This is a genomic window from Rhizobium sp. NLR16a, from assembly GCF_017948245.1.
Classification (GTDB): Bacteria; Pseudomonadota; Alphaproteobacteria; order Rhizobiales; family Rhizobiaceae; genus Rhizobium.
In genome coordinates this window covers 1543915-1568397 of sequence record NZ_CP072865.1, presented here as the reverse complement: position 1 = coordinate 1568397, position 24483 = coordinate 1543915, and the positions used below count along the sequence as shown (strand labels likewise).

29 protein-coding genes are annotated in these 24483 nt (G+C 60.5%); 17 read left to right on the top strand and 12 right to left on the bottom strand.

Annotated features, from left to right (window positions below; all coding sequences use genetic code 11):
• Positions 1–27 precede the first annotated feature (27 nt).
• The 7 genes from J7U39_RS07465 (at position 28) to J7U39_RS07435 (ending at position 6044) form a co-directional block, all read left to right on the top strand.
• Positions 28–582, top strand: coding sequence for an alpha/beta hydrolase (locus tag J7U39_RS07465; RefSeq protein ID WP_210631165.1), 555 nt, complete (start codon positions 28–30; stop codon positions 580–582).
• A gap of 94 nt (positions 583–676) precedes the next feature.
• Positions 677–2971, top strand: coding sequence for an EAL domain-containing protein (locus J7U39_RS07460; RefSeq protein WP_210631164.1), 2295 nt, complete (start codon positions 677–679; stop codon positions 2969–2971).
• A 271-nt stretch (positions 2972–3242) separates the two neighbouring features.
• Positions 3243–4007, top strand: coding sequence for a phosphoribosylaminoimidazolesuccinocarboxamide synthase (gene purC, locus J7U39_RS07455; protein WP_085780082.1), 765 nt, complete (start codon positions 3243–3245; stop codon positions 4005–4007).
• Positions 4008–4042: 35 nt separating this feature from the next.
• Positions 4043–4285 carry a phosphoribosylformylglycinamidine synthase subunit PurS gene (gene purS / locus J7U39_RS07450; RefSeq protein WP_011425539.1) on the top strand — a complete coding sequence of 81 codons (243 nt, stop codon included), beginning with the start codon at positions 4043–4045 and terminating at the stop codon, positions 4283–4285.
• Between the two features lie 48 nt (positions 4286–4333).
• Positions 4334–4888: an RNA 2'-phosphotransferase gene (locus tag J7U39_RS07445; protein ID WP_210631163.1), complete on the top strand. Its 555-nt coding sequence runs from the start codon at positions 4334–4336 to the stop codon at positions 4886–4888.
• Positions 4885–5556, top strand: coding sequence for a phosphoribosylformylglycinamidine synthase subunit PurQ (gene purQ / locus J7U39_RS07440; RefSeq protein ID WP_210631162.1), 672 nt, complete (start codon positions 4885–4887; stop codon positions 5554–5556). The genes J7U39_RS07445 and purQ overlap by 4 nt, the downstream gene beginning before the upstream one ends.
• 89 nt (positions 5557–5645) lie before the next feature.
• A complete protein-coding gene (locus J7U39_RS07435; RefSeq protein ID WP_210631161.1) occupies positions 5646–6044 on the top strand; it encodes a hypothetical protein in 399 nt (132 codons plus the stop codon).
• Between the two features lie 21 nt (positions 6045–6065).
• On the opposite strand, the gene J7U39_RS07430 is transcribed toward J7U39_RS07435, so the two are convergent.
• The gene (locus J7U39_RS07430) at positions 6066–6320 is read right to left on the bottom strand and encodes a DUF1127 domain-containing protein (protein WP_210631160.1); all 255 of its coding nucleotides are present in this window, start codon (positions 6318–6320) and stop codon (positions 6066–6068) included.
• Between the two features lie 80 nt (positions 6321–6400).
• On the opposite strand from J7U39_RS07430, the gene J7U39_RS07425 reads away from it, so the two are divergent.
• From J7U39_RS07425 to J7U39_RS07410, 4 genes are all read left to right on the top strand, one after another.
• Positions 6401–7819, top strand: coding sequence for a PLP-dependent aminotransferase family protein (locus tag J7U39_RS07425; protein WP_210631159.1), 1419 nt, complete (start codon positions 6401–6403; stop codon positions 7817–7819).
• A 122-nt stretch (positions 7820–7941) separates the two neighbouring features.
• Positions 7942–8520: an acyloxyacyl hydrolase gene (locus tag J7U39_RS07420; protein WP_210631158.1), complete on the top strand. Its 579-nt coding sequence runs from the start codon at positions 7942–7944 to the stop codon at positions 8518–8520.
• 121 nt (positions 8521–8641) lie between these two features.
• On the top strand, positions 8642–10873 hold the full coding sequence (gene purL / locus J7U39_RS07415) for a phosphoribosylformylglycinamidine synthase subunit PurL (RefSeq protein ID WP_210631157.1): 2232 nt from the start codon (positions 8642–8644) through the stop codon (positions 10871–10873).
• Between the two features lie 18 nt (positions 10874–10891).
• Positions 10892–11125: a BolA family transcriptional regulator gene (locus J7U39_RS07410; protein WP_210631156.1), complete on the top strand. Its 234-nt coding sequence runs from the start codon at positions 10892–10894 to the stop codon at positions 11123–11125.
• Positions 11126–11362: 237 nt separating this feature from the next.
• Here J7U39_RS07410 and J7U39_RS07405 read toward each other — a convergent pair whose 3' ends face one another.
• Genes J7U39_RS07405 through J7U39_RS07360 form a run of 10 tightly spaced genes read right to left on the bottom strand, consistent with a single transcriptional unit; the run spans position 11363 to position 18729 of the window.
• The gene (locus J7U39_RS07405; RefSeq protein ID WP_210631155.1) at positions 11363–12400 is read right to left on the bottom strand and encodes a Gfo/Idh/MocA family oxidoreductase; all 1038 of its coding nucleotides are present in this window, start codon (positions 12398–12400) and stop codon (positions 11363–11365) included.
• Between the two features lie 3 nt (positions 12401–12403).
• Complete coding sequence (aroQ, locus tag J7U39_RS07400) at positions 12404–12853, bottom strand: type II 3-dehydroquinate dehydratase (RefSeq protein ID WP_210631154.1); 450 nt, start codon at positions 12851–12853, stop codon at positions 12404–12406.
• 32 nt (positions 12854–12885) lie between these two features.
• Positions 12886–13254, bottom strand: a complete 369-nt coding sequence (locus J7U39_RS07395) for a 5-carboxymethyl-2-hydroxymuconate Delta-isomerase (protein WP_210631153.1) — start codon at positions 13252–13254, stop codon at positions 12886–12888.
• Positions 13255–13269: 15 nt separating this feature from the next.
• Positions 13270–14130 (bottom strand): shikimate dehydrogenase, encoded by an 861-nt coding sequence (locus tag J7U39_RS07390; protein ID WP_210631152.1) that lies wholly within the window; start codon positions 14128–14130, stop codon positions 13270–13272.
• 18 nt (positions 14131–14148) lie between these two features.
• Positions 14149–14922: an amino acid ABC transporter ATP-binding protein gene (locus tag J7U39_RS07385; protein WP_282615049.1), complete on the bottom strand. Its 774-nt coding sequence runs from the start codon at positions 14920–14922 to the stop codon at positions 14149–14151.
• Positions 14923–14929: 7 nt separating this feature from the next.
• Positions 14930–15754: a transporter substrate-binding domain-containing protein gene (locus J7U39_RS07380; protein WP_210631151.1), complete on the bottom strand. Its 825-nt coding sequence runs from the start codon at positions 15752–15754 to the stop codon at positions 14930–14932.
• Between the two features lie 42 nt (positions 15755–15796).
• Positions 15797–16447: an amino acid ABC transporter permease gene (locus J7U39_RS07375; RefSeq protein WP_210631150.1), complete on the bottom strand. Its 651-nt coding sequence runs from the start codon at positions 16445–16447 to the stop codon at positions 15797–15799.
• 9 nt (positions 16448–16456) lie between these two features.
• Positions 16457–17125: an amino acid ABC transporter permease gene (locus J7U39_RS07370; protein WP_210631149.1), complete on the bottom strand. Its 669-nt coding sequence runs from the start codon at positions 17123–17125 to the stop codon at positions 16457–16459.
• A 48-nt stretch (positions 17126–17173) separates the two neighbouring features.
• Positions 17174–17995 (bottom strand): sugar phosphate isomerase/epimerase, encoded by an 822-nt coding sequence (locus J7U39_RS07365; RefSeq protein ID WP_210631148.1) that lies wholly within the window; start codon positions 17993–17995, stop codon positions 17174–17176.
• Positions 17995–18729, bottom strand: coding sequence for a GntR family transcriptional regulator (locus J7U39_RS07360; protein WP_210631147.1), 735 nt, complete (start codon positions 18727–18729; stop codon positions 17995–17997). The genes J7U39_RS07365 and J7U39_RS07360 overlap by 1 nt, the downstream gene beginning before the upstream one ends.
• 253 nt (positions 18730–18982) lie before the next feature.
• Between J7U39_RS07360 and J7U39_RS07355 the strand changes: the two genes are divergently transcribed.
• From J7U39_RS07355 to J7U39_RS07340, 4 genes are read left to right on the top strand one after another with little or no spacing between them, the layout of a single operon-like run.
• Positions 18983–19876, top strand: a complete 894-nt coding sequence (locus tag J7U39_RS07355; RefSeq protein WP_210631146.1) for a dioxygenase — start codon at positions 18983–18985, stop codon at positions 19874–19876.
• A gap of 20 nt (positions 19877–19896) precedes the next feature.
• A complete protein-coding gene (hpaH, locus tag J7U39_RS07350) occupies positions 19897–20679 on the top strand; it encodes a 2-oxo-hept-4-ene-1,7-dioate hydratase (protein WP_210631145.1) in 783 nt (260 codons plus the stop codon).
• A gap of 7 nt (positions 20680–20686) precedes the next feature.
• On the top strand, positions 20687–21451 hold the full coding sequence (gene hpaI, locus J7U39_RS07345) for a 4-hydroxy-2-oxoheptanedioate aldolase (protein ID WP_210631144.1): 765 nt from the start codon (positions 20687–20689) through the stop codon (positions 21449–21451).
• Positions 21452–21464: 13 nt separating this feature from the next.
• Complete coding sequence (locus tag J7U39_RS07340; RefSeq protein WP_210631143.1) at positions 21465–22181, top strand: transporter substrate-binding domain-containing protein; 717 nt, start codon at positions 21465–21467, stop codon at positions 22179–22181.
• Positions 22182–22273: 92 nt separating this feature from the next.
• On the opposite strand, the gene J7U39_RS07335 is transcribed toward J7U39_RS07340, so the two are convergent.
• On the bottom strand, positions 22274–23464 hold the full coding sequence (locus tag J7U39_RS07335) for a hypothetical protein (protein WP_210631142.1): 1191 nt from the start codon (positions 23462–23464) through the stop codon (positions 22274–22276).
• A 164-nt stretch (positions 23465–23628) separates the two neighbouring features.
• On the opposite strand from J7U39_RS07335, the gene J7U39_RS07330 reads away from it, so the two are divergent.
• A complete protein-coding gene (locus J7U39_RS07330) occupies positions 23629–23859 on the top strand; it encodes a hypothetical protein (protein ID WP_210631141.1) in 231 nt (76 codons plus the stop codon).
• 169 nt (positions 23860–24028) lie between these two features.
• Complete coding sequence (grxD, locus tag J7U39_RS07325; protein WP_210631140.1) at positions 24029–24364, top strand: Grx4 family monothiol glutaredoxin; 336 nt, start codon at positions 24029–24031, stop codon at positions 24362–24364.
• The last annotated feature ends 119 nt before the right edge of the window (positions 24365–24483 follow it).

The following is a 24483-nucleotide window of genomic DNA, read 5'->3' as shown; positions in this document are numbered from 1 at the left end:
GTCAAGCCTTCTCACATCGGCGGCACTATGAAAGCCTCAGACGCAGATATTCTCATCATCCCCGGCTACACCAATTCCGGCCCCAGCCATTGGCAGAGCCGCTGGCAGGCGAAGCTCAGCACGGCGCGGCGCGTCGAACAGGCCGAATGGACGAAGCCGGTCCGCGAGGACTGGATCGCCCGCATCGCCGAAGAGGTGAACGCCTCGACCCGCCCGGTCGTGCTCGTCGCCCATTCGCTCGGCGTGCCCTCGGCAATCCATGCCATCCCGCATTTCCGAAAGCGGGTGGCAGGCGCTTTCCTTGTCGCTCCGCCTGAAGTCACCAATCCAGACATTCGCCCCAAGCACCTGATGACCTTCGGCCCCTATCCGCGTGACCCGCTGCCCTTCCCTTCGATCACCGTCGCCAGCCGCAACGATCCGTTCGGCAGCTACGACCATGCTGACGATATCGCCAGCAGTTGGGGTTCCTTCCTCGTCGATGCCGGCGAGGCGGGGCATATCAATGCTGATTCCGGGCATGGCCCGTGGCCCGAAGGAACAATGGTCTTCGCCCAGTTCCTCAGTCGCCTTTCTGCCTGATTTGGAAAACCCGGCCTTCGCCTTTTCAGCGACCGCTTTCTAAGCCTTTCTTAATAGAAAGCCCGCAGACTGCGCCGAGATGAAATCAGCGAGAATGCCCGTGAAGAAAGCCCGCCCGGAGGCCGATGAACCGCATGGCGATCTCGCAGCGGCTGAGGCCGGCGTCGGCAACGGGTCAACCGACGATTCCGATCTGGCTGAGCGCGAGAGCCGCTGGAACCATGCGCTTGTTGGTTCCGGCCTCGGCGTATGGGATCACAATTACCGTCTCGACCGGAAATATTATTCGCCGACGTGGAAAACCATCCGCGGAATGGCGCCGGACGAGGACGTCGCCGGCGACTATGAGGCCTGGTTGCAACTCGTCCATCCCGACGACCGCGACTTCGTTGCTCATGCGATCGAGCGGCAGAATGCCGGCGATCCGGCCTATCAGATCTTCCAATATCGTGAACGCCACAGGGACGGCCATTGGGTCTGGATCGATTGCCGTGGCGCCTGCGTCGAATGGGATGAGAACGGGGTCCCGACGCGCATCGTCGGAACGGATACAGATATCACCGCCCGCAAGGAAGCCGAGGAGACGCTGTCGCGTCTGTCGCGCCGGCTCGACCTGGCGCTGGAAGTTTCCCGCATCGGCGTCTTCGAGGCCGATATCGAAAATGACGTCGTCGAATGGGACGATCGCCTGATTGCCATCTACGGCTTGCAGGGTGCGGCGCGCAAGATCGGCGCCGACGCCTGGGCCAAAAGCCTGCATCCGGACGACCGTGAGCGCGTGCTCGGCCTCGCCGATCGCAGCGTCGAAAGCGGCAGCGACTTTCAGCAGGAATACCGCATCATCCGCGGCGACGGCGTCGAACGGATCATCCGTGCCCGCTCGGCCTTCTTCGTCGACGGCAACGGCCAACGCAAGCTGATCGGCGCCAATTGGGACGTCACCGAGGAGGTCGCGCTTCGCAACGAGCTGCAGCGCGCCAAGGAACTGGCGGAAGCCCGCAACCGCGAACTCGAAGCCGTCAAGGAAAACATCGAGCACCTGGCATTGCACGATTATCTCACCGGCCTGCCCAACCGCCGTTATCTCGACAAGATGCTGGACGACCGCGCGGCGGAATGCCGGGCCAGCGGTCTTGCTCTGGCGGTTCTGCATATCGATCTCGATCGCTTCAAGCAGATCAACGATACCCTCGGCCATCGGGCGGGCGACGCCATGCTGCAGCACGCCGGAAATGTGCTCAGACATTCCGTCCGCGCCGCCGATTTTGTCGCGCGTATCGGCGGTGATGAATTTGTCGTCCTCTGCGCCGTCGATGCTGCATCGAAGAAGATCGCCAGCCTGGCCGAACGCCTGATCCGCGAATTGCGCCGGCCCGTCAGATACGAGGGGCATGACTGCCGTTTCGGCGCCAGCATCGGCATCGCGCTCAATGGCGGCACCAAGCTCGACGCCAAGCAGACGCTGCTCGACGCCGACATCGCGCTCTATCGCGCCAAAGGGCTCGGCCGAAATCGCTTCGAATTCTACTCGGCATCGGCCCGCAACGATATCGTCTCGGCCAAGCAACTCGCCGACGAAATCCTGATCGGCCTGGAGCGCAATGAATTCGTGCCGTTCTATCAATTGCAGTTCGACGCCCGCACGCTCGATGTCACGGGTGTCGAGACGCTCGCCCGGTGGCAACACCCCGTACACGGCCTGCTGACCCCAGATCGCTTTCTCGATATCGCAGAGGATCTCGACGTCGTTTCGACGATCGACGCCCTGATCCTGGAGCGCGCGCTGGCAGACCGCCGTGCCTGGATCAAGGATGGGCTGTCGATCCCGAAAATATCGGTCAACGTTTCCGCCCGCCGGCTGACCGATCCCGACCTCGGCAAGAAGCTCCGCGCCCTGAAAATCGAACCCGGCGCCATCGCCTTCGAACTGCTGGAATCGATCTCGCTCGACGATTGCGACGAGGCGGTGGCCGCCAATTTGAAAAAGCTGCGCAAGCTCGGCATCGACATCCATATCGACGACTTCGGTACCGGCCACGCCTCGATCGTCAGCCTTCTGCGCCTGAGCCCGAACACGCTGAAGATTGATCGCGAACTGATCCGCATGCTGCCGCAATCTGCCGAGCAGCGTAAACTCGTTGGCTCCATCATCGATATCGGCCGCTCGCTCAATATTCTCGTCATCGCTGAGGGCGTCGAAACGGCGGATCATGTGCGCATTCTGGAGCAACTCGGCTGCGACACGCTGCAGGGCTATGCGCTCGCCCGGCCGATGCCGGCCATACAGATCCCCTCCTTCATCCGCGCCGGAAGCTGGCGCCATCTGACCGCCGCGCGCGGCTTGCAGACGCATCTTCTCCGCGCGACGCCAAGCAGAACCGCCAAATAAAACCTGTATAAGCGGCCCGCCATTTCGCCTTCATTCCACCGTAGAGAAAAAGCGGCTAGAGTCGTAAAGCGAATTCATTCGATTCTCTTCGCGCTATTCCGTAAAATCCGGAAACAGGGCCATGAAAACCGGCAGCCGGGGCCACGAAATCCGGAAACCGGGGAAGGAGCGACAGGCGGATTGTGAAACACTCTCTTTTCCTTTAAGGGGACGCCACGAGATCGATCCACTCGCGCTATCCCAAGAGCGCCAACAACAGAGAATGACCAAGATGAACCGTCGCCGCCGTATCTACGAGGGCAAGGCAAAGATTCTGTATGAGGGTCCGGAGCCGGGCACTTTGATCCAGTTCTTCAAGGACGATGCCACCGCCTTCAACAAGAAGAAACATGAAGTCATCGACGGCAAGGGTGTCCTGAACAACCGCATTTCCGAATATATCTTCAGCCATCTGAACAAGATCGGCATTCCCACCCATTTCATCCGCCGGCTCAACATGCGCGAGCAGCTGATCAGGGAAGTGGAGATGATCCCGCTGGAGATCGTCGTGCGCAATGTCGCCGCCGGTTCTCTCGCCAAACGCCTCGGCATCGAGGAAGGCGTCGTTTTGCCCCGCTCGATCATCGAATTCTATTACAAGTCCGACGCGCTCGACGATCCGATGGTCTCCGAAGAGCACATCACCGCCTTCGGCTGGGCCAATCCGGCCGAGCTCGACGACATCATGGCGCTCGCCATCCGCGTCAACGATTTCATGACCGGCCTCTTCCTCGGCGTCGGCATCCAGCTCGTCGATTTCAAGATCGAATGCGGCCGCCTCTTCGAAGGCGATCTGATGCGCATCATCCTCGCCGACGAGATCTCGCCGGACAGCTGCCGGCTCTGGGACATCGAAACCCGCGAGAAGATGGACAAAGACCGCTTCCGCCGCGACCTCGGCGGGTTGCTCGAAGCCTACTCCGAAGTCGCTCGCCGTCTCGGCATCATCAATGAAAATGAGCCTGTGCGCGGCACCGGCCCCGTTTTGGTTAAATAAAAATTCGTCTGGTCAAGTAAGGCAGGAAAGACAAAGTGATCAAGGCTCGTGTCACCGTCACGCTGAAAAACGGCGTTCTCGATCCGCAGGGCAAGGCCATCGAAGGCGCGCTCGGCGCCCTCGGCTTTTCGGGCGTCGGCCATGTAAGGCAGGGCAAGGTCTTCGACCTGGAGCTCGAAGGCGCCGACAAGGCCATGGCCGAGGCAGACCTCAAGGCGATGTGCGAAAAACTGCTCGCCAACACGGTCATCGAGAACTACGCGATCGCAATCGACTGACCATTGCTGACCTGCCCGTCAACCGGCGGGTCTTATGGATTGAGCGTCATGCTGAAGGCAAAGCTGGAGACGGAAGTCTCGAAATTCATGAGCTATGTTTTGCGCCATGCGCCGGATGCCGCAGGCTTGACGCTTGATGCCGAGGGTTGGGTATCGTTCGATGATCTCGAAAGGGTGCTGACGTCGAAATACGGCATCTCCCGCGCCGATATCGTCGAGATCATCGACAACAGTCCGAAGAAACGCTTCACGCTTGTCGATAACAGGATTCGCGCCAACCAGGGCCACAGTGTCGAGGTCGATCTGGGATTGACCCCGGTTGAACCGCCGGCAGTTCTCTTTCACGGCACGTCACTCACGAACTGGCCGTCGATCAAGCGCGAAGGCCTGAAGAAGATGGAGCGGCACCACGTCCATCTGTCGGCTGACATCGATACGGCGAAAATAGTCGCCGTGCGCCGCAAGGGCGACTATATCATTCTGCGTGTCGACGCAGCCGCCATGTTTTCAGAAGGCCATTCTTTCTTTGTCGCGGACAATGGAGTATGGCTCGCCGAGAGCGTTCCAGTCCAATATCTTTCGCGAAATGCGGGGACTCTATGAAATCAGCCGTCGTTCAACTTCCGGGCCTCAACCGCGATCGCGACATGATCGCAGCTCTCACCAAGATCTCGGGTCACCAACCGGTGACGATCTGGCAGACCGAGACGGAAATCCCCGACGTTGACCTGATCGTCATCCCCGGCGGCTTCTCCTATGGCGATTATCTGCGCTGCGGCGCGATCGCCGCCCGCATGCCGGTCATGCAGGCGATCATCGACAAGGCTGCAAGGGGCGTGAAGGTCCTCGGCGTCTGCAACGGATTCCAGATCCTCGTCGAAGCGGGCCTGCTGCCTGGCGCGCTGATGCGCAATGCCTCGCTGAAATTCGTCTGCCGCGAGATCAAGCTCGAAGTCGTCAATGCCGAGACGGATTTCACCCGCGCCTACGCGCAAGGGCAGGTCATCCGTTGCCCTGTCGCCCACCACGACGGCAATTATTTTGCCGACGAAGCGACGCTGTCGAAGATCGAGGGCAATGGTCAGGTGCTGTTCCGTTATGCCGAGGGCACCAATCCGAACGGTTCGATCAACGACATTGCCGGCGTGATGAACGAAAGGGGCAATGTGCTCGGCATGATGCCGCATCCGGAAAACCTGATCGAGACCGCCCATGGCGGTTCGGATGGCCGAGGCCTCTTCGCCTCGGCGCTCGACGTCGTCGCCGCCTGACCCCACCTCAGCCATGCCGCCCGTAGGCGCGCCGCGGGCAACGGCATGTAACTCAGAAGACTTTCATCCGGATCGCTGGAGCAAGATCAATGCGCCCTCGCCTCACCGTCGCAAACACCGCTTTGTTGACTGCTCTGGCAACCATTGTGGCGGCCTGCCAGTCGCCGGCACCGGCAGCAGGTCCAAACCGGGCGGCGTTGCCGACGATGGAGCGCGTAGCGCTCGGCGCCAATGCCTGCTGGTTCAAATCGGGCGATCCGGCCTTTGCCGCCTATAAGCTCGCTCCGGAACTCAATTCCTTCTCCGGTCGGCCGCGTATCCTGCTCGTCCACAAGGGCAGCCCGGAAAGCCGGCCGCTGCTCGTCGTCCAGGCCGAGGGAAGCCCTGCCCATCTGCAGGCCTTTGGTCCGATGATGCAGGAGCCTGTCGCCGGCCGCATCGCCGCCGACGTCAACCGCTGGTCCGGCGGCAACAGGGCCTGCAATTGATCGCTGTGATCATCCGCAGCGTCAGTCCCAGAAAAATGACTTGCCGATTTCGCGTGCGGCTTCGGACTGCGATACCCCGATGTCCTTGAGTCCCGCCGCCGAAAGCTCCCTCAGCGCGCGGCGGCCCTCCCGCTTCTGATGCCAGAGACGAATGGCAGCCCAGATCCATCCCAGACGCGTCGTCGCCTCGGCAGGCGGACTGGGAAGGATGACGCGCCGGTCCTCATAAGAGACAATCGGCACAATTGGCGTATTGATTTCGGGCAATGCAGACATTCCAGGAATCCTGTCGGTTCGTCCTTGGAATTGACTCTTAATCTTGACAGGGACATGGTGACAATATAGCAATTGTCACCATGACAAATTGGCTTCCAGATCTTTCCCGCGGCTCCGGGCCGGTCTATCTCCGGCTTGCCGACAGCATCGAATCCGCCATTGCGAGCGGCGCCCTGCCCGCCGGCAGCAAACTGCCGCCGCAGCGCAATCTTGCCTATGATATCGGCGTGACGATCGGCACGATCGGCCGCGCCTATGCGCTGGTGCACGAGCGCGGCCTGGTTGCCGGCGAGGTTGGCCGCGGCACCTATGTGCTGAACCGCGCCGAGACGCCGCCCGGTGAACAAGCCGATCCAGTGGCAGTCTCGCTCGGCGGCACTCGCTTTCAGGACGCGCCTGCCGACAAGATCCGTTTCGATACGACAGCCGCCCCCGACCTCGGCCAGGGCAAGATCATCTCAGCCATCCTCGCCGAGATCGGCGAACAGCATCTCACCGAGATTTCCTCCTATTCCCGAAGTTTTCCGCGCAACTGGTTCGAGGCGGGCCGCCGCTGGCTTGCCCGCAGCGGCTGGACGCCGGAAGTCGAAAACATCGTGCCGACGCTCGGCGCCCATGCCGCGGCGGTCGCCGTTATTGCCGCTGTCTCGGCGCCGGGCGACAAGATCGTTTTCGAAAATCTGACCTACACCCAGGTCAGCCGCAGCGCCCGCCTTCTCGGCCGCCGCACGGTAACGGTCGCATCCGACGAATTCGGCGTCATTCCCGATGATTTCGAACGGCTCTGCCAGCAGCAGCATCCGAAGATCGCCTTCCTGATGCCGACTGTCCACAATCCGACAGTGACGATCATGCCCCATGAGCGGCGCGCGGCAATTGCCGCAATCGCCCGAAAGCACAGCGTCTGGCTGATCGAGGACGACCTCTACGGCGGCATGGCCGACGATGAGACGCCGCTCATCGCCTCCCTTGCGCCCGACCGCACCTTTCTGGTCAACGGCCTGTCGAAATCAGTCGCCGCCGGTGTGCGCGGCGGCTGGGTCGCCTGCCCGCCGCATTTTGCCCAGCGCATCAAGGTGACGCACAGGATGGTCACTGGCGGCTTGCCTTTCATCCTGGCAGAGACCTGTGCCCGCCTGGTCGAAAGCGGCCGGGCGCACGACATCCGCAAGGAGGTTATCGGGGAACTCTCCCGGCGCGCCCATCTCGCCCGCGAACATCTGCAGGGTTTCGACTTCGCGTCGCATCCGCATGCGCCTTTCCTCTGGCTGAAATTGCCGGAGCCCTGGATGTCCGGCACCTTCAAGAATGCCGCCTTTCGCGACGGCGTGCTGGTCGATGACGAAGACGAGTTCAAGGCGGCCCGCGGCGAGAAAACCTACTACCGCATTCGCATCGGTTTCTCCTCACCCAAAACAGGCCAGGAATTGACCGCAGGCCTGATGATCCTGCGCCGGCTGCTGGAAAATGGCGGTTCCGCCTATGACGGCGAAATATGATCTGTTGCAAATGCACGCCATAATTTCGAAAAAGCGCACACGCCTGACGAGAGCGCTTTACCGCCTCGCCCCCCGTGCTACCTCTTTGTTATTCCCGCTTGGTGCGAATCAAAGGACGGCAGATGAGGGTCGAGTTCGGAAGGATCGCGTTACGCTTCTTGGGGCTGGCATCCGTGGCAGTCGTAGCCGCCGCCTCGATGGTGGGTTCGGCCAATGCCAGCGAGCAGATATTCGATGAATTGCGTTTCGGGGCTTCCGCCTCGGTGCAATCGGGTCGGGCCGGGGAAGATGGCGTCTTTCCGGAGATTACCGCTCTCTTCGATCCTTTCGGATATGAGGGGGCTGTCGGCTGGCAACAACAGCTGCTGCATCCCCGCGTCCATCTTGGGACCTCCATCGGCACCTCGGGTGAAGCAACGCAATTCTTCACGGGCTTCACCTGGACGGTCGATCTCAACGAAAAGCTCTTTGCCGAAACCGGATTCGGCGGCGTCATCCACACCGGCGAGCTGGACGACAATGATGACGGCCCGGAACTCGGCTGTCGCGTTCTGTTCCACGAATATGTCGGCGCCGGTTACCGTTTCACCCGCAATTGGAACGTGATGGCCCAGATCGCCCACTCCTCTCATGCCAATCTCTGCGACGGCCCGAACGACGGCATGACGCGCGCCGGCATCCAGATCGGCTACAAGTTCTGAGCGATTGCCGCCTTTACGAGAAAAGCCTGCCCGCCCTCTGTTGACGGTGGGCTTTTTTCTGTCGCGCGTCGCCGCTACATAAGCTAAAGACAGCGCAAAACGCGCCAGGGACTTTCCGCTCATGACCATTCCAAACACCATCCCGATCACGCCGGACCTCATTGCAAACCACGGCCTGAAGCCGGATGAGTATCAGCGCATTCTGGATCTGATCGGCCGCGAGCCGACCTTCACCGAACTCGGCATCTTCTCGGCCATGTGGAACGAGCACTGCTCCTACAAATCCTCGAAGAAATGGCTGCGGACACTGCCGACCAAGGGGCCGCGCGTCATCCAGGGGCCCGGCGAGAATGCCGGCGTCGTCGATATCGATGACGGCGATTGCGTGGTTTTCAAGATGGAGAGCCACAATCACCCCTCCTACATCGAACCGTATCAGGGTGCTGCGACCGGCGTCGGCGGCATCCTTCGCGACGTCTTCACCATGGGCGCGCGGCCGATCGCCGCGATGAACGCGCTGCGCTTCGGTGAGCCGGATCATCCCAAGACCCGCCATCTCGTCTCCGGTGTCGTCTCCGGCGTCGGCGGCTACGGTAATTCCTTCGGCGTTCCCACCGTCGGCGGCGAAGTCGAGTTCGATGCGCGTTATAACGGCAACATCTTGGTCAACGCCTTTGCCGCCGGCATCGCGAAATCGAATGCCATCTTCCTGTCTGAAGCCAAGGGCGTCGGCCTTCCGGTCGTCTATCTCGGCGCCAAGACCGGCCGCGACGGCGTCGGCGGCGCGACGATGGCCTCGGCTGAATTTGACGAATCGATCGAGGAGAAGCGCCCGACGGTTCAGGTCGGCGATCCCTTCACCGAAAAATGCCTGCTCGAAGCCTGCCTCGAACTGATGAAGACCGGCGCCGTCATCGCTATCCAGGATATGGGTGCGGCCGGCCTCACCTGCTCGGCCGTCGAAATGGGCGCCAAGGGCGATCTGGGTATTCTTCTGGAACTCGACAAGGTGCCGGTCCGTGAAGAGCGGATGACCGCCTACGAGATGATGCTGTCGGAAAGCCAGGAGCGCATGCTCATGGTGCTGCAGCCGGAGAAGGAAGAGCAAGCCAAGGCGATCTTCGTCAAATGGGGCCTCGATTTCGCCATCGTCGGCAGGACCACCGACGACCTGCGCTTCCGCGTCATGCACCAGGGCGAAGAAGTCGCCAACCTGCCGATCAAGGATCTCGGCGACCAGGCGCCGGAATATGATCGCCCCTGGCGCGAATCCGGCAAGCCTGCGCCCCTGCCCGCCAATCTCGTCGCCGCCCCCAAGGATTACGGCCAGGCGCTGCTCCAGCTCGTCGGCTCCGCCAATCAGTCGAGCCGCCGCTGGGTTTACGAACAGTATGACACGCTGATCCAGGGCAATTCGCTGCAGCTCCCCGGCGGCGACGCCGGCGTCGTGCGCGTCGATGGCCACAAGAGCAAGGCGCTCGCCTTCTCCTCCGACGTGACGCCGCGTTATGTCGAGGCCGATCCGTTCGAGGGAGGCAAGCAGGCGGTCGCCGAATGCTGGCGCAACATCACCGCGACGGGCGCCGAGCCGCTTGCCGCCACCGACAATCTCAACTTCGGCAACCCCGAAAAGCCTGAGATCATGGGCCAGTTCGTTCAGGCGGTGAAGGGCATCGGCGAAGCATGCCGGGCGCTCGATTTCCCGATCGTCTCCGGCAACGTCTCGCTCTACAACGAGACCAATGGCGTCGCCATCCTGCCGACCCCGACGATTGCAGGCGTCGGCCTGCTGCCGGACTGGCGCAAGATGGTCCGCATCGGCAGCGCCAATGACGGCGACAAGGTGATCATGATCGGCGTGGACGGCAGCCATCTCGGTCAGTCCGTCTATCTCAGGGACCTGCTCTCCAGCCGTGAAGGGCCGGCGCCGGAAGTCGATCTCTTCGCCGAGCGCCGCAACGGCGATTTCGTCCGCTCCGTCATCCGCAACGGCCAGGCGACCGCCTGCCACGACATTTCCTCGGGCGGCCTGGCCGTCGCGCTCGCCGAAATGGCCATGGCCTCGAACAAGGGCATGAAGATCGATCTGGGCGAAGGCAAGGGTGCTGCGCATGCGCTGCTCTTCGGCGAAGACCAGGCCCGTTACGTGCTGGCTGTGCCGGCCGATGTTGCCGATTTCGTCTGCGTCAATGCGGAAGGTGCCGGCGTTCCCTTCCGTCGCCTCGGCACGGTCGGTGGAGATGCACTTGATGTCGGCGATCTTATTTCACTGCCGATTCAGCAATTGCGCGATGCCCATGAATCGTGGTTCCCTGATTTCATGGAAGGCCGCGGCGAACTTGCCGCGGAATGATGCGCAAGGAGTAACATCATGGCCATGAAACCCGGCGATATCGAAGACATGATCAAGGCTGGGATTCCCGGTGCCAGGGTGACGATCCGCGATCTCGCGGGCGACGGCGATCACTACGCCGCCGAAGTCGTCGCCGAAGCCTTCCGCGGCAAGAGCCGCGTGCAGCAGCACCAGATGGTCTACGAGGCGCTGAAGGGCAACATGGGCGGCCTATTGCACGCTCTCGCTCTGCAGACATCCGCGCCGGATTGACATACCGGCTTCGGCCGGTTGAAGCTTTGAAATAAAGAGACCCGGATGGAAGGATTCCTTCCTGCCGGGTCTTTAGTTCTCTGCAAAGCGGTTCTGGATGACAAAGGTGTCCGGCCTCGTTGTGCGCCGTACTTCAACCTCCCTCATTCCTGTCCTCGGGCCTGACTCGAGGGATGTCCCAGGGATGCCGCCACCGCGCGTAACGCTCCCGACCGCCGTGAGCTGGCACGCAACCATTTAGGTCAGGCTGATTCGCTTGCCCGCTGCGGCGGATCGCTTCACGGCGTCGATAACCTTTAAGGTTTCTAGTCCCTCACGTCCGCTGACCAGCGGCGCTTCTTCCCCTCTAATGACCCTGCAAAGCTGGCGTATCTGCAGGACCAGCGGATCCTGGTTTTCGATTTTGGCGCGATGACATTCGAACGGTTCCGTCCAGCCCCTGCTGCCGGGATTGCTCCACATGTTGAGTGACGGCACCGACAGCGACCCGTGCGTGCCGCCGATCATGTAGCAGGCCTCCTCAGTTTTAGGATAGGCGGGGTTTTCGCCGGTCGTCATCTCCCAACTCCATGGCGCGACGACCGAATCCGAAACGGAAGCAGTGCCGAGAATTCCGTTTTTGAACTCGATCAGGATCACTGCGGTCTCCTCAACGGCGTTTCCGCGAACTGCGTTGGATTCGAGCGCCTGGACCGCCGTGATATCCCCGAATAAATAGCGGAGGTTGTCGATGTCGTGGATCAGATTGAGAAAGACTGGTCCCGCGCCGCGTTCGCGCCGCCAGGAAGTGTCGAAGTATTCCTCCGGTTTGAATAGCCAGAACATGGCATTCACGATCAGTATTCGCCCGAGCTTTCCGCTTTCGATAACCTGTTTAGCTTTTTGCATCATCGGATTATGTCGGCGATGATGCCCGGTCAGCAGCGGAACCCCTTTGGCCTCGGCCATCTCAACGAGCCTCTCGCCAGCGGCAATATCGTCGACGATTGGCTTCTCGATCAATGCCGGGATGCCGGCTTCTACGGCTTCAAAACCGTTTCTGACGTGGATCTGGTTGGGTGTCGCAATGATGACGCCGTCAGGGCGCGCTGCGGCGACCATCTCAGCGAAGGTCGAAAACCATTTGGCGCCGACCTCGCTGGCGATCGCCTCTCCAACCGGGCTCGGGTCGACGATAGCGACAAGCTCCGCCATCGGTTCGTCCAGCACGTGTTTGATGTGGCGCTTCCCGATAAGCCCCGCGCCGAGGACCGCCAGTTTGACCGGAGGAGTCATTTGTCAGTCCTTCGTCGTTGCCGTGAGCATCGTCGCGACGCGCCGGATTCCGAGCTGATAGCCCTCCGTACCAAGACCGGTGATGATGCCGTCGGCGCGGTGGGAAACGAAGGAATGATGACGGAAGCTTTCGCGCTTATACATGTTGGAGATATGGATTTCGATGACTGGACCTTCGAACGTGTTCAAGGCATCGAGTATCGCAAGCGACGTGTGGGTGAATGCGGCCGGATTGATGACGATACCGGCTCCGTCTTCGCGCGCTTCGTGGATCCAGTCGATGATTTCGTATTCACGGTTGCTCTGGTGGAAACGGATCTCGTGGCCGAGTTCCGAGGCCAGTTTCCGGCAGTCTGCCTCGACACCGGCCAGCGTCTCGTGACCATAGATGTGAGGCTGACGTTTGCCGAGCAAATTGAGGTTTGGGCCATTAAGAACGTAGATCAGGCTCATTGCGATTTTCCTTGTGTAAGGCGTTGCCAAGCTCAGGCGAACGCTATTTCCTGGAATGCGAAATTCGGATCGGATTCGTAAAGATCGGCCCGCAGCCCCAGCCGGCCTGCTTGCAGCGCGGGAGCTGCGACAGCGCGCGCAGCTTCGAGGACCGACTTCAACAATTCCCGCTTGGTTTCTGCCGGCCGGCCAGGCGCCATGCGCACGATTATCTGGATGAAGTGATTTTCCGGATGCTCGTCGCCGACGCAGGAGAAGGTCGCCTCCCTGGCGAAGGTCCGCACGGCAGTGGGCTTCACCAGGCCTCCGTCTCGCACCCGGTGGTGGACCGCTCTGGTCAATTCATCGATCGCCACCCGTTCGGCAGCACCCTGGCTATAGTCGATAATGATGTGCGGCAAGGCGTGTCCTCCCGGTCAGGCTGTAGCTCTACACAATTCTTCGAAGTGGCGCGACATGCGCTCCGCATCCGGTTTTACACCCGTGAACAGTTCAAAGGCCGCCGCCGCCTGGAACACCGTCATGCCGCCTCCCGGCAAGGTCCTGCACCCCTTCTTCTCTGCCAGAGCCAGAAGTTCGGTCACAAGTGGCATGTAGACGATATCGGCGACCCAGTGACGTGGGTGAAGCCATTCCGGTTCGATCGGGAGACCCGGATGACTTCGCATGCCCGTCGGCGTAGCGTGAATCAGCCCGTCGGCCGAAGCGAGCACCGCACCGACGTCTCTGATCGGTTGGGCGCAGGTTCTTGAAAAGCGTCGGTTGAGCTGATCGGCAAGTGTGGCGGCGCGATGTGCGTCCTGGTCGAAGATCGAGAGCATCCCGATGCCGAGCTTGATTGCCGCATGCGCGACGGCGACCCCTGCGCCGCCTGCCCCGAGCAGGATGGCGTGAGTTTTGGCGACACCAGCCATACCGCGCTCGAAATTCTTGTAGAATCCATACCAGTCCGTATTGTGCCCGATCCGCTCTCCGTCCCGAAGCACGACCGTGTTGACTGCTCCGAGCATCTCGGCGTCCTCGGATAGGCTTGTGAGATGAGCGATGACCGTCTGCTTGCACGGGTGCGTGATGTTGCTTCCAGCGAAGCCGCGGTCCTCAAGTTCGGCGAGCAATTCAGGCAGCGCAGAAGCGGTTAGACCGCGTTCGGCGAAATCGAAGAGTTCGTAATGGTAATCCAGCCCCAGGTGCCGCGCCTCGGTTTCGTGCAGTGCGGGAGACTTCGACATTTGGATGTCGGCCCCGATGAGACCGACGAGAAATTTTTTGTTATTCATTTCAATAACCCAATCACCTCAGTGATGTGCGAGGATCTCGCCAAGGAAAGCCTTGGTGCGCTCATGCTTCGGAGACTTGAAGAAGACCTCGGGCTCGGCCTCCTCTACGATCTCGCCGGAAGCCATGAAGATGACCCTGTCTGCAACCTGGCGGGCGAAGCCCATTTCATGGGTGACGCAGATCATGGTCATGCCGTCGCGTGCCAGTCCGATCATCGTGTCCAGCACTTCCTTGACCATTTCCGGATCGAGCGCAGATGTCGGTTCGTCGAACAGCATCGCCTTGGGTTCCATGCAAAGGGCCCTGGCAATAGCGACACGCTGCTGCTGCCCTCCGCTGAGCTGCGCGGGATACTTCTCCGCCTGATCAAGGATTCGAACCCGTTCGAGGTATTTTCTCGCCAGTCGCTCGGCGTCAGCGCGGCTCGTTCCGCGGACCCTCATGGGCGCGAGCGCGCAGTTCTGCAGAACGGTCATGTGCGGGAACAAATTGAAGTTCTGGAACACCATCCCGACTTCGCGCCGAATGGCATCAACCGCCTTGCTGGTGCCGTCGAGCAACTGCCCCTCGACGACGATCCTGCCCTCCTGAATTAGCTCGAGGGCGTTGATGCAGCGGATCAACGTCGACTTGCCGGAACCCGAAGGCCCGCAGAGGACGATCTTCTCGCCTTTGCGAACCGACAGGCTGATGTTTTTCAGCGCATGGAAGGAGCCGTACCACTTCTCCACTTTTTCAAGCGATATCAATGTCGGCTGGTCGTTAGCGGAACTGAGCACGGCGCCCTCCATTTATGCTTTACTTGACGGTGAACGGGATGTTGGGAATGGATTCCGGGAACGTCGGCAGATCGATCTTCATCCACTTCTTGGTGATGGCTGCAAGTTCGCCATTAGCCTTGATCTTGTCGAGGAAGGCATTGACGGCCTCGTTCCAGTCCTTCTCGCCCAGTCGCGTTCCGACGCCATTGTAAGTCGTCAGGAAGTCGATCTTCCGCTCGTAGGTGCCTGGGCTGGCGGCATCCAGCCGCTGTCCGTAGAACATGTTGCCTCCGACGGCCTTGACCTGTCCGGAGACCAGCGCCTGAATGGTTGAAGCGTCGTCGTCGAAGCGGCGGACGGTCGCCGTCGATCCCACAGCGTCGGTAATGGCCTTGTCCTGCGAGCTGGACTTCGGCACGCCGATTTCCCACCCAGCAACATCGGCAGGCGTTTTCGCGGTGTCGGCCTTTGCCGCATAAAGCGAGATCGTGTTCGCCGCGTATGGCTTGCTGTACTGGATCGATTTTGCGCGCTCTTCCGTCATTGCCATCGTGGCGAACAGGATGTCGACCTTGCCGGTGGTCAGGGCCGGAATGCGGTTGGCGACGGCAAGCGGTTGGAACTGGACTTTAACTCCGAGTTCCCTGGCGAAAAGTGTCGCGACATCGGCATCGAACCCGTCCTGCTTGCCGCTCGTGTTGACGAAGCCCCATGGCGCGTTGTCGCCCTGAATGCCGACGACGATCGTGCCCTTGGCCTTTATCTCCTCGACGGTCGCCGCGGAAGCCGCAGCTGCGCCCACCGTGACGAAGGCGGCCGTAGCCAGGGCCATTCCAAGAAATTGTCTGCGATTGCTATGCATTACGTTCTCCTCCTCTGTGGTCTTGCTTCGGGCGAAGCAAGGTTACCGGGCAGCTTTCGCCATCCGTTTTTCGAGGCCGCTCCCGATGTGGGAAAGAGGCCAACAAATAATGAAGTAGACCATTCCGACGATCCCAAAGACGAGCAGTGGACGGTAGGTCTGGTTTGAAATGATCTGTCCGGCACGGGTAAGCTCGATAAAGCCGACGATTGCTGCGAGCGATGTGCCCTTGATCAGCTGAACGAGAAATCCGATGGTTGCAGGCATCGAAATCTTCAGCGCCTGCGGCAGGACAACGTCCTTCATCCGGGAGACGTAATGCAGCCCCAGTGCGTTCGCGGCTTCGGTCTGGCCCTTCGGAACGGCCTCGATCGAGCCGCGCCAGATCTCGCCAAGGAAGGCGCTTGCATGGAGGGTGAACGCGATGGCCACAGCGATCCATGCATTGACGTCGACGCCCAATAGCGCGACGCCGTAGTAGACGACGAAGAGCTGCATCAGGAGCGGCGTGCCCTGGAAGAGCGCTATGTAGCCCGACGATGCGTAGCGTGCGACAGGGTTCTGCGACGTGCGCACCAGAGCGATCAGGATTCCAAATACACCTCCTCCGACAAACCCGATGATGGCCAGCAGCACAGTCCACTTCAGACCCTGCAAGAGAAAGAACAGCTCGTTTTCACCGATGGGACCCATGAACGCCTCCTATCGGGTCGGGTAGTTGAAGTAGGAACGGGAGATAAGGGCGAAGATGCCCATCATCAGGCTCGAGATGAGCAGATAGATTGCGGTCACGCTGAAATAGACCTCGAAACTCCGGAAAGTGTCGGATTCGATTCGCTGCGCCGCCGAGGTCAGCTCGTAGGCGGCGATCGAAGTGCAGACCGAAGTCGTCAAGGTCAGCATCACGAACTGGCTGGTCAGGGACGGATAGATCGCCCGGAGAGCCGGCTTCAGAACGATCAGCCGGAACACATCGGTTTTATGCAGGCCTAACGCAAAGCCCGCCTCGACCTGCCCCTTGCTCACGCTTTCCACGCCGCCTCGTATGATCTCAATCGCATAGGCGCCCCCGTTGATCCCCAGCGCGATGATGGCGGTAGCGGTGGGGTTGAGACGGATACCCATGAGCGGAAGCGCGAAGTAGATGAAGAATATCTGCACCAGAAACGGTGTGTTTCGGACAATCTCGACAAAGGCAATCACCGGAGCCCGAACGAGTTTGTTCTTGGACGTTCTCGCAGCGACGCCGACAATACCGATCGCGAGCGCAAGGATCATTCCGACAACCGCCAGACCGAGCGTTCCAAGCGAACCCCACAGCAATTCCGGGGCGCGGTCGAAGACCGCACCAAAATCGAACGTATAACCCATATGTTGACTTCCTCCCTCCGACGCGGCTCACGCCTCGCCGGCGCCGGATCAGCGATCCGGCCCGAATAATCCTTCGGCGTTGTCGTACAGATGTTTCAAATGCGTCTCAGGCGGGACAGACCCTGCGAGTGGGACTTCCACCGAGATCGCCGCGGAGCTAGCGACCGTTGCGACGAGTTCCTTCAACGGCAATTCGCCCTCCCCCGGTGCGAGCCGCCCACCTCTAGCTTCAGCGACCATCTCCTCTGCTGTCACCGGCGCCGGTCCAGCGACATCGCACAACTGAACGTGCTTTACCCAGCATATCTCGGTTCGGAGCGAGGCGAGTGTGCCGCCATTCCTGAAGAAATGGACTCCGTCGACGAGGACACCGGCATTGCGGGCACCGCTCGCCTTCGCAAGATTGACGCTGTCCTGAAAGGTTTTAATCACCCGCCAACCCATGTTCTCGATGTCGACAGCTAAGCCGTACTGGCCCGCGAGGCCGCAGAAATCCGAGAAGTTCGATACCAATCTGGCTTGGTCAGCATCGTCGCCGCAGACACTGAGACGGCGCGCTCCAATGTTTGCGGCCGCAGCGATGGTGGCCTCAACCGACGAGGCCTTGAATGAGGGGTCGATTACGAAGAATTCGATATCGAAAACCTCGACGCCTTCGCCGGCAAGCACGGATTTCAGATCGCCTGCAGCCGAACCACCGACAGGCAGCTCGTAGTAAGGCGCACCAGGGAACGCCGGATTCAGCCTGAGCCCGATCCTGGAGAACCCTGCGCGGGCGGCGACCTTCGCAAATTGCACGGGAGGCAGCAATATCGATGAGAAATGCGCAACGCCAATCAGGGGCGCCGATTTCGATGTCGCGGCGGCCATCATGCGATCCCTTTCGTCGCGAGATGGTTGCGGAGATTGGTGCCGGTGCGATGGATGTGCTGGCGGAGCTTCTCACAGGCATAGTCGACATCACGCGCGACCGCTCCCTGGGCAATCTCGCTGTGCTCCTGCCCTACATTGCGGTCTCCCGATGTACGGATCAGGAAAACGCGGCGATATCGGTCATTGAGATTCAGCAGAAGACTGCAGAAGTGAAATAGCAGAGGTTTGCCACAGCCAGAGATCAAGGTGAGGTGGAATTCGCGATGAAGCGCTTCCCAGTGCTCTAGCGTTTCGGGACGCGCGGCGTCGCGCTCCGTGCGGTTAAGACGATGAAGCGCACGCATGATGTTGCCCTCCCATTCGACGTCGCCAAGACGCATGGATTCACGCAGCGCGAAAACCTCGAGCTCCTCGCGCAGGCTCGTGACCTCTTCGAGATTAGCCAGTGAGATTGGCGCGACGCGATAGCCTCTGTTGTCCTGAAACTCGACCAGGCCGTCTGAAATGAGCCGGGCTAAGCCCTCCCGCAACGGGCTTAGGCTGACGTTGAAAGTCTTCCGCGCCTTGTCGAGATTGATCTTGCTTCCCGCTTCCAGCTCACCGGAGATAATCGCCTCCCGAAGGCGCGATGCGAGTTGGCTGCCGATGGTGTTCTTGCCATCGTCGAGAAAGCCGATTGACGGCACATCTTCTGTCAACGGCCCAAGAGAGCTGTCGTCGGCCGTGTCCATTCTTCCTCCCAGCAATCCAGCGCAAGTTTCGATTATCGGTACAATAAACGATTATTCGTGTCAAACCCGGACGCACCGAAAAGCATTGAGCGTCCGTGGCCGCGCCTTTAGAACGCCATTTTAATCATGATATTTCAAAGGTTTATTGCCATATTCAGGCGTATTTACATTAGCCGTCAGGATGGAATGTACAGTTACAGCTTGACAGATAATCGATTATTTTGATAGTCGAACCTCATTGGGAGGTAGCCTTATGACAATCAGAACGGAAAGCGAGTTGACGCCGGCCGTCCTCGCCGTGATGAACCGCACCGAAGATCCACGGTTGCGGGACATACTCGTCGCAATGGTGAAGCATCTCCACGCATTCGTGCGGGAAGTCAGGCTGTCGGAAGTCGAGTTTCGCGAAGCGACCGCCATCCTCAACGAAATCGGCCGGCTGCAGACCGACAGCCACAACGAATTCGTGCTCATGGCCGGATCGCTTGGCGTCTCCTCGCTTGTGTGCCTGCTCAACAACGGCGACAACGGGCAAACCGAGACTTCACAGTCGCTACTCGGGCCGTTCTGGCGGCTCAACTCTCCGCGGGTCGAAAACGGCGGAACCATCATCCGGTCGGAAACGCCGGGAACACCCTTGTTCGTCCACGCGAAGGTGGTTGATCGGGGTGGCAAGCCCATCCCGGGCGCCGAAATCGACGTATGGCACGCCTCTCCTGTCGGCCTTTACGAGAACCAGGATCCTGATCAGGCGGAAATGAACCTGCGCGGCAAGTTCACCACGGACGACGAGGGTCGGTTCTGGTTTAGAACGGTCAAGATGGTGGGCTATCCCATCCCTGTCGACGGGGTCGTAGGTCGGCTTCTCCAAGTGCAAGGCCGCCACCCTTACCGACCTGCGCATCTGCACGCCCTGATCTTCAAAGAGGGATACAAAACTCTCATCTCCCAGGTCTTCGACCCGAGCGATCCGAACATTGATTCCGATGTGCAGTTCGGCGTCACCGCGGCTTTGACAGGCGACTTTGTCCGTCATGACGAGCCGCACCCGTCCAACGCGGACGTCACTGGCCCGTGGTTCTCGCTCGACTACACCTACGTCATGGAGCCGGGCGAGGCCATCCTGCCGCGTCCCCCGATCAAGTAAGCAACCAGCAGAGCTAAATAATGATCACCGAAAAGGAACGCCAGGCCGCAGCCGACGCGCTGCTGAGGGCAGAAACTGACCGCAGACCCATCGTCCAGCCAAGTAAGACATACCCGGATCTCGAACTTGAAGACGCATATAAGATCCAGGCGCTTTGGGCGCAGGCACGGATTGCAAAGGGCGCGCGGATCGCGGGTCATAAAATCGGGCTGACATCTCGGGCGATGCAGATGGCCTCGAAAATGACCGAGCCCGACTACGGCGTCATTCTCGACGACGCCCTCTATAACGACGGCGCGCAGATCAGGGCGGAGCTGTTTATCAAGCCTCGCTTGGAAGTCGAGCTCGCCTTCGTAATGGGAGAGGATCTCGAAGGACCGAGCGCTCGGATCTATGATGTCATGCGCGCGACTGAATTTGTCGTTCCCGCGCTTGAGATCATCGACTACCGAACCGAGGTGCCCAGAGCGATCACCGATACGATCGCCGACAACGCCGCGTTCGGAGCGATCGTCGTGGGCGGCCGCATCATCCGGCCGATGGATATCGACATCCGCTGGGTCGGCGCGACGCTTTCGAAAAACGGCATCATCGAGGAATCTGGTGTTTCCGCAGCTATAATGGGGCATCCGGCCGCGGGTGTCGCCTGGCTCGTGAACAAACTCCATGCCGTCGGAGGCGGCTTGAAGAAGGGCCAGATCGTGCTTGCCGGCTCGTTCACCCGCCCCGTGGACATCGTCAAGGGCGATGTCATCCAGGCCGACTACGGTCCGGTCGGCTCCATCGGCGTCTCGTTCGTGTGAGGCGCCGATGGAACTTCCCGTCAATCACTTCAAGCGGAAACTGAGAGCCGGTGAAAGCCAGATCGGTCTCTGGTGCGGCCTTCCCGGAAGCTACGCGGCAGAAATCGTCGCGCCGTCAGGCTTCGATTGGGTGCTGTTCGATACCGAGCACTCTCCAAGCGACGTCCTCACCGTCCTGCCGCAATTGCAGGCGGTCGCGCCTTACGACGTTTCCCCGGTCGTACGCCCGGCATTCAACGATCCGGTGCTGATCAAGCGCTTTCTGGATATCGGCGTCCAGACGCTCCTCGTTCCCTATGTGCAGAACGAAGAGGAAGCGAAGGCGGCGGTCGCCGCCATACGGTATCCGCCGCACGGGGTTCGCGGGGTCTCCGCCTTGACGCGCGCCACCCGCTTCGGGCGCGTGCCGAACTACGCGCGGATTGCCGAACAGGAGATCTGCCTGCTTCTGCAGATCGAGACCCGAGAGGCACTCGGTCGGCTGGAGGCCATCGCAGCGACCGAAGGCGTCGACGGCATCTTCATCGGCCCCGCCGACCTGGCGGCTAGCTTCGGCCATCCCGGCCAACCGGGGCATCCCGAGGTGATCGCGGCGATCGAGGACGCGATCGGACGTCTGAAAATTCTTGGAAAGCCGGCAGGCATCCTCACGCCGGACGAGTCGTTCGCAGCCCGTTGCATTTCGCTCGGGACGTTGTTCACCGCCGTTGGCGTAGACGTCGCCCTCCTTGCGAGAGGATCGGAAGCGCTCGCATCTCGGTTTGCATCTTAGGGAGTTCGCGCCGATGTCGACGCGGAAGAAGGTTCTGTCCGAGATAGCGCCCGCGGGCGTAATCCGGGCCGCCGTCAACATGTCGAATGCAGCATTGGTCCATTGGGACGATCAGGCCGGCGCCTTGGTCGGTCCAAGCGCTCGGATCGGCCACCAAATTGCCGAACAGCTGGATCGCGGAGTGTCGCTGATCCAGTACGGTTCGGCCGCCGACATCCTCGCGGCTGCGGATCGCGGCGAGTGGGACATTGCTTTCATTGCCTCGGATCCCTCGAGAGCCGACCGGTTTTCCTTTTCACCTCCCTACATCTCGGTCAGAGCGACCTATTTGGTGCCGGAGGACTCAGCGTTTCGAACGGTCGGAGACGTTGATGCTGAAGGAGTGCGGATAGCCTCCGCAAGAAGCGCCGCCTATACGAAGCAGCTCGAACGTATCCTTGAAGAAGCCACTGTCTCGCTTACTGACAGCCCGGCAGCTGCCATCGATCTCCTTGTCGGGTCGCAATGCGACGCGGCTGCGGGATTGACCGAATTCCTCGTTCGGACGTCGGAGCGGATTTCCGGCTTCCGACTGGTGGAGGGAGCGTTCTCCGAAATTCCCCAGACGATCGCCGTGCACCGAAGATCCATTTATGCCTCGGCCTTCTTTGCGGACTTCGTACGGCGTCTGGACGAAACTGCTGCGGGAGACGTTCACATGGCCGGCGACGGTGAAGAGAATCTCCCATGATGGCGGCATGCGGAAATGGGTCGAGCTCTTTCACGGAGCAATTCAACACAACCACGTCCCCCTCAGTCTACGCTGCCGACGGAACCCAGCCCTCAAGTCGGCAGCTTGTTCTGATCCGGAGATGCAAAGACCGACGCCGGCATCGGACCTGACGTCATCAGCGTGAAATCAAAGGGTGCCTTGAGATCTGGCCCCAGCACATATTGCCGGTGGACGCGCAGCTGGTCCTTGCGGATCTTCCGGTAGTGCTCGCCCGTCAGCATCTGCTTGACGCGGATAAGAAGGATCTTCGCCGGAGGCGCGTCCGCATGGCCTGCGACGGCAACGACCGGCACCTTGTAGAAATTGATCGAATCCGTCAGGCATTGAACGTCAAGCCAGGAGATCTCCGGGCAGCGGGCGATCAGGCCGACGCGGGCGCGAAGCAATGTTGCCGATGACAGCAGGGCGCATTGCAGAATGGCGCTGCCGAGCGTGGCAAACACGACGCGCCTGCCCTTGAAAATCTCCGGCTCCCTTTCAAGCAATATGCCGATGACATGGGCGGCGACGCTCGATCCCATGCTGTGCGAGGAGATCACGTACTCGTCCGCCTCCTCGGCGAGAGACTTGCGCACCGCAGTCGCCCGCTCTTCCAGCCAGTCGTTGAAGTCGGCCCGATCCATACGGCCGAGCGCCACTGCCATTTCCCAATCGGCAAAAAGGTGCAGCGTATGGAAGCGCTCGGAAAAAGGCAGGAAGGCGAAGATGAAGAAGCAGAGCGCCAGTGGCCCGCTCCAGAGCACGTGCCAGGCGGAGAAGCCGAGACAAAAGGGCAGGATAACCATCTCGGCGGTCAGCGCGATTGCCAGCGCCGTCAGCAGGAACGGAAAGAGGAAGAACAGGCCGAAACGCCACGCATGCCTGAAATATCCCCGCATGCCACCTTCAAGCATGATCTCGGCGCAGCTCCGAAAGCCTGCAATGATCCGGCTCAGCATGTTGCGCCCACGCAGCCTGCGCACGAGCATGTCGTGATCAACCATGTGGATCCGGCTCATCGTCCACCAGCCGGCGGAACCGGTCTCCGCGGCAGACGCCGTTTCGCGCGTTCCTGCGCTGCCCGTCGTGACCTCGAAGCTGAGAGGATCGCTTCCCGCCTCCGGCGCGCCGGTTTCGACGGAGTAGCCCCAGGCGGCCGCACTCTGTCTGGCGGAGCGTTCGTACCGCGCCCTATGGGCAAGACCGTCGAGCGGCTCGAAGCCCGGGAAATGCAGGACGACCCGCTTCTTTATCAATGTCATTCCGCTGTTCCGGCCGGGCAAATAGCCGGCATATTGCTGCAAACCACCTGCTGGCCGCCGATATAGCGAAAAAGCAGGTATGATTTCAAAGCCGTCTTGCTAACCGAACTCATCCGGAATTCAATAGCGAGCACGTCGTTTTTCAAAGCGAACGGAGGGGTTTTGTGGCCGATCTTGTAAAAGAACTGATATCGGGTGTCGTCGACAGCGTGCTGAAGGAAATCCTGAAGAAGACCACCGGTCGCGTCACGACGAAGCGCAGGAGGCGCAAGGCCCGCCCCGCCGCGACGACGACGGCTGGCCGGAAGACGGCCACGGCCAAGCGCAAGCGCGCCCGCAAACAGGTCAGCAAGCGCCGCACCGCCGCCGGCCGCAGCCGTCAGCGTGGCGTCTGAGGCGCGAAGCAGACTTCCGACCGTAACGCGACGGCAACAATCGCAAAGTGGTCTGACCGGATAGTCTTTTTTTGGCTGCGGCGGCTGGAATTCCTGCTGTCACATGCTATCTAAGGGAAACGATTGAAACGGCGGGCCTTTAACTCGCCTGTTGAAAGGATCAAGTCACATGAGCGGCATTCACGAATTCATCGACAACGAAATCAAGAGCAACGACGTCGTCCTCTTCATGAAGGGCACGCCGCAGTTTCCGCAGTGCGGGTTCTCCGGCCAGGTCGTGCAGATTCTCGATTACATCGGAGTCGACTACAAGGGCATCAATGTGCTCGCCGATTCGGAAATCCGCCAGGGCATCAAGGATTATTCCAACTGGCCGACGATCCCGCAGCTCTACATAAAGGGCGAGTTCGTCGGTGGCTGCGACATCGTCCGGGAAATGTTCCAGGCTGGCGAGCTGCAGCAGCATCTCCAGGAAAATGGCATCACCGTGCGCGGCGCCGCCTGACCTGACCGGTCACCGGGCGTCCGCCCGGTTTCCAAATCTGTTTCTCGAGTCCGAGGCGCTGCGGTGAGCAGCGCCTTGGCCTGTTTATGGGAATTTCATTGTGACAGATTCATTACAAG

Coding starts and splice junctions, on each gene's coding strand:
- J7U39_RS07445 (WP_210631163.1), top strand. CDS start 4,334: ATGCTGAAGGCAAAGCTGGAGACGGAAGTCTCGAAATTCATGAGCTAT.
- J7U39_RS07370 (WP_210631149.1), bottom strand. CDS start 17,125: ATGGGTTATACGTTCGATTTTGGTGCGGTCTTCGACCGCGCCCCGGAA.
- J7U39_RS07385 (WP_282615049.1), bottom strand. CDS start 14,922: ATGGAGGGCGCCGTGCTCAGTTCCGCTAACGACCAGCCGACATTGATA.
- purL (WP_210631157.1), top strand. CDS start 8,642: ATGACCATTCCAAACACCATCCCGATCACGCCGGACCTCATTGCAAAC.
- J7U39_RS07390 (WP_210631152.1), bottom strand. CDS start 14,130: ATGAATAACAAAAAATTTCTCGTCGGTCTCATCGGGGCCGACATCCAA.
- hpaH (WP_210631145.1), top strand. CDS start 19,897: ATGATCACCGAAAAGGAACGCCAGGCCGCAGCCGACGCGCTGCTGAGG.
- J7U39_RS07360 (WP_210631147.1), bottom strand. CDS start 18,729: ATGGACACGGCCGACGACAGCTCTCTTGGGCCGTTGACAGAAGATGTG.
- J7U39_RS07425 (WP_210631159.1), top strand. CDS start 6,401: ATGACAAATTGGCTTCCAGATCTTTCCCGCGGCTCCGGGCCGGTCTAT.
- J7U39_RS07435 (WP_210631161.1), top strand. CDS start 5,646: ATGCGCCCTCGCCTCACCGTCGCAAACACCGCTTTGTTGACTGCTCTG.
- J7U39_RS07365 (WP_210631148.1), bottom strand. CDS start 17,995: ATGGCCGCCGCGACATCGAAATCGGCGCCCCTGATTGGCGTTGCGCAT.
- J7U39_RS07410 (WP_210631156.1), top strand. CDS start 10,892: ATGGCCATGAAACCCGGCGATATCGAAGACATGATCAAGGCTGGGATT.
- J7U39_RS07335 (WP_210631142.1), bottom strand. CDS start 23,464: ATGACATTGATAAAGAAGCGGGTCGTCCTGCATTTCCCGGGCTTCGAG.
- J7U39_RS07355 (WP_210631146.1), top strand. CDS start 18,983: ATGACAATCAGAACGGAAAGCGAGTTGACGCCGGCCGTCCTCGCCGTG.
- J7U39_RS07465 (WP_210631165.1), top strand. CDS start 28: ATGAAAGCCTCAGACGCAGATATTCTCATCATCCCCGGCTACACCAAT.
- purQ (WP_210631162.1), top strand. CDS start 4,885: ATGAAATCAGCCGTCGTTCAACTTCCGGGCCTCAACCGCGATCGCGAC.
- J7U39_RS07405 (WP_210631155.1), bottom strand. CDS start 12,400: ATGACTCCTCCGGTCAAACTGGCGGTCCTCGGCGCGGGGCTTATCGGG.
- grxD (WP_210631140.1), top strand. CDS start 24,029: ATGAGCGGCATTCACGAATTCATCGACAACGAAATCAAGAGCAACGAC.
- aroQ (WP_210631154.1), bottom strand. CDS start 12,853: ATGAGCCTGATCTACGTTCTTAATGGCCCAAACCTCAATTTGCTCGGC.
- purC (WP_085780082.1), top strand. CDS start 3,243: ATGAACCGTCGCCGCCGTATCTACGAGGGCAAGGCAAAGATTCTGTAT.
- J7U39_RS07420 (WP_210631158.1), top strand. CDS start 7,942: ATGAGGGTCGAGTTCGGAAGGATCGCGTTACGCTTCTTGGGGCTGGCA.
- J7U39_RS07340 (WP_210631143.1), top strand. CDS start 21,465: ATGTCGACGCGGAAGAAGGTTCTGTCCGAGATAGCGCCCGCGGGCGTA.
- J7U39_RS07375 (WP_210631150.1), bottom strand. CDS start 16,447: ATGGGTCCCATCGGTGAAAACGAGCTGTTCTTTCTCTTGCAGGGTCTG.
- hpaI (WP_210631144.1), top strand. CDS start 20,687: ATGGAACTTCCCGTCAATCACTTCAAGCGGAAACTGAGAGCCGGTGAA.
- J7U39_RS07380 (WP_210631151.1), bottom strand. CDS start 15,754: ATGCATAGCAATCGCAGACAATTTCTTGGAATGGCCCTGGCTACGGCC.
- J7U39_RS07430 (WP_210631160.1), bottom strand. CDS start 6,320: ATGTCTGCATTGCCCGAAATCAATACGCCAATTGTGCCGATTGTCTCT.
- J7U39_RS07460 (WP_210631164.1), top strand. CDS start 677: ATGCCCGTGAAGAAAGCCCGCCCGGAGGCCGATGAACCGCATGGCGAT.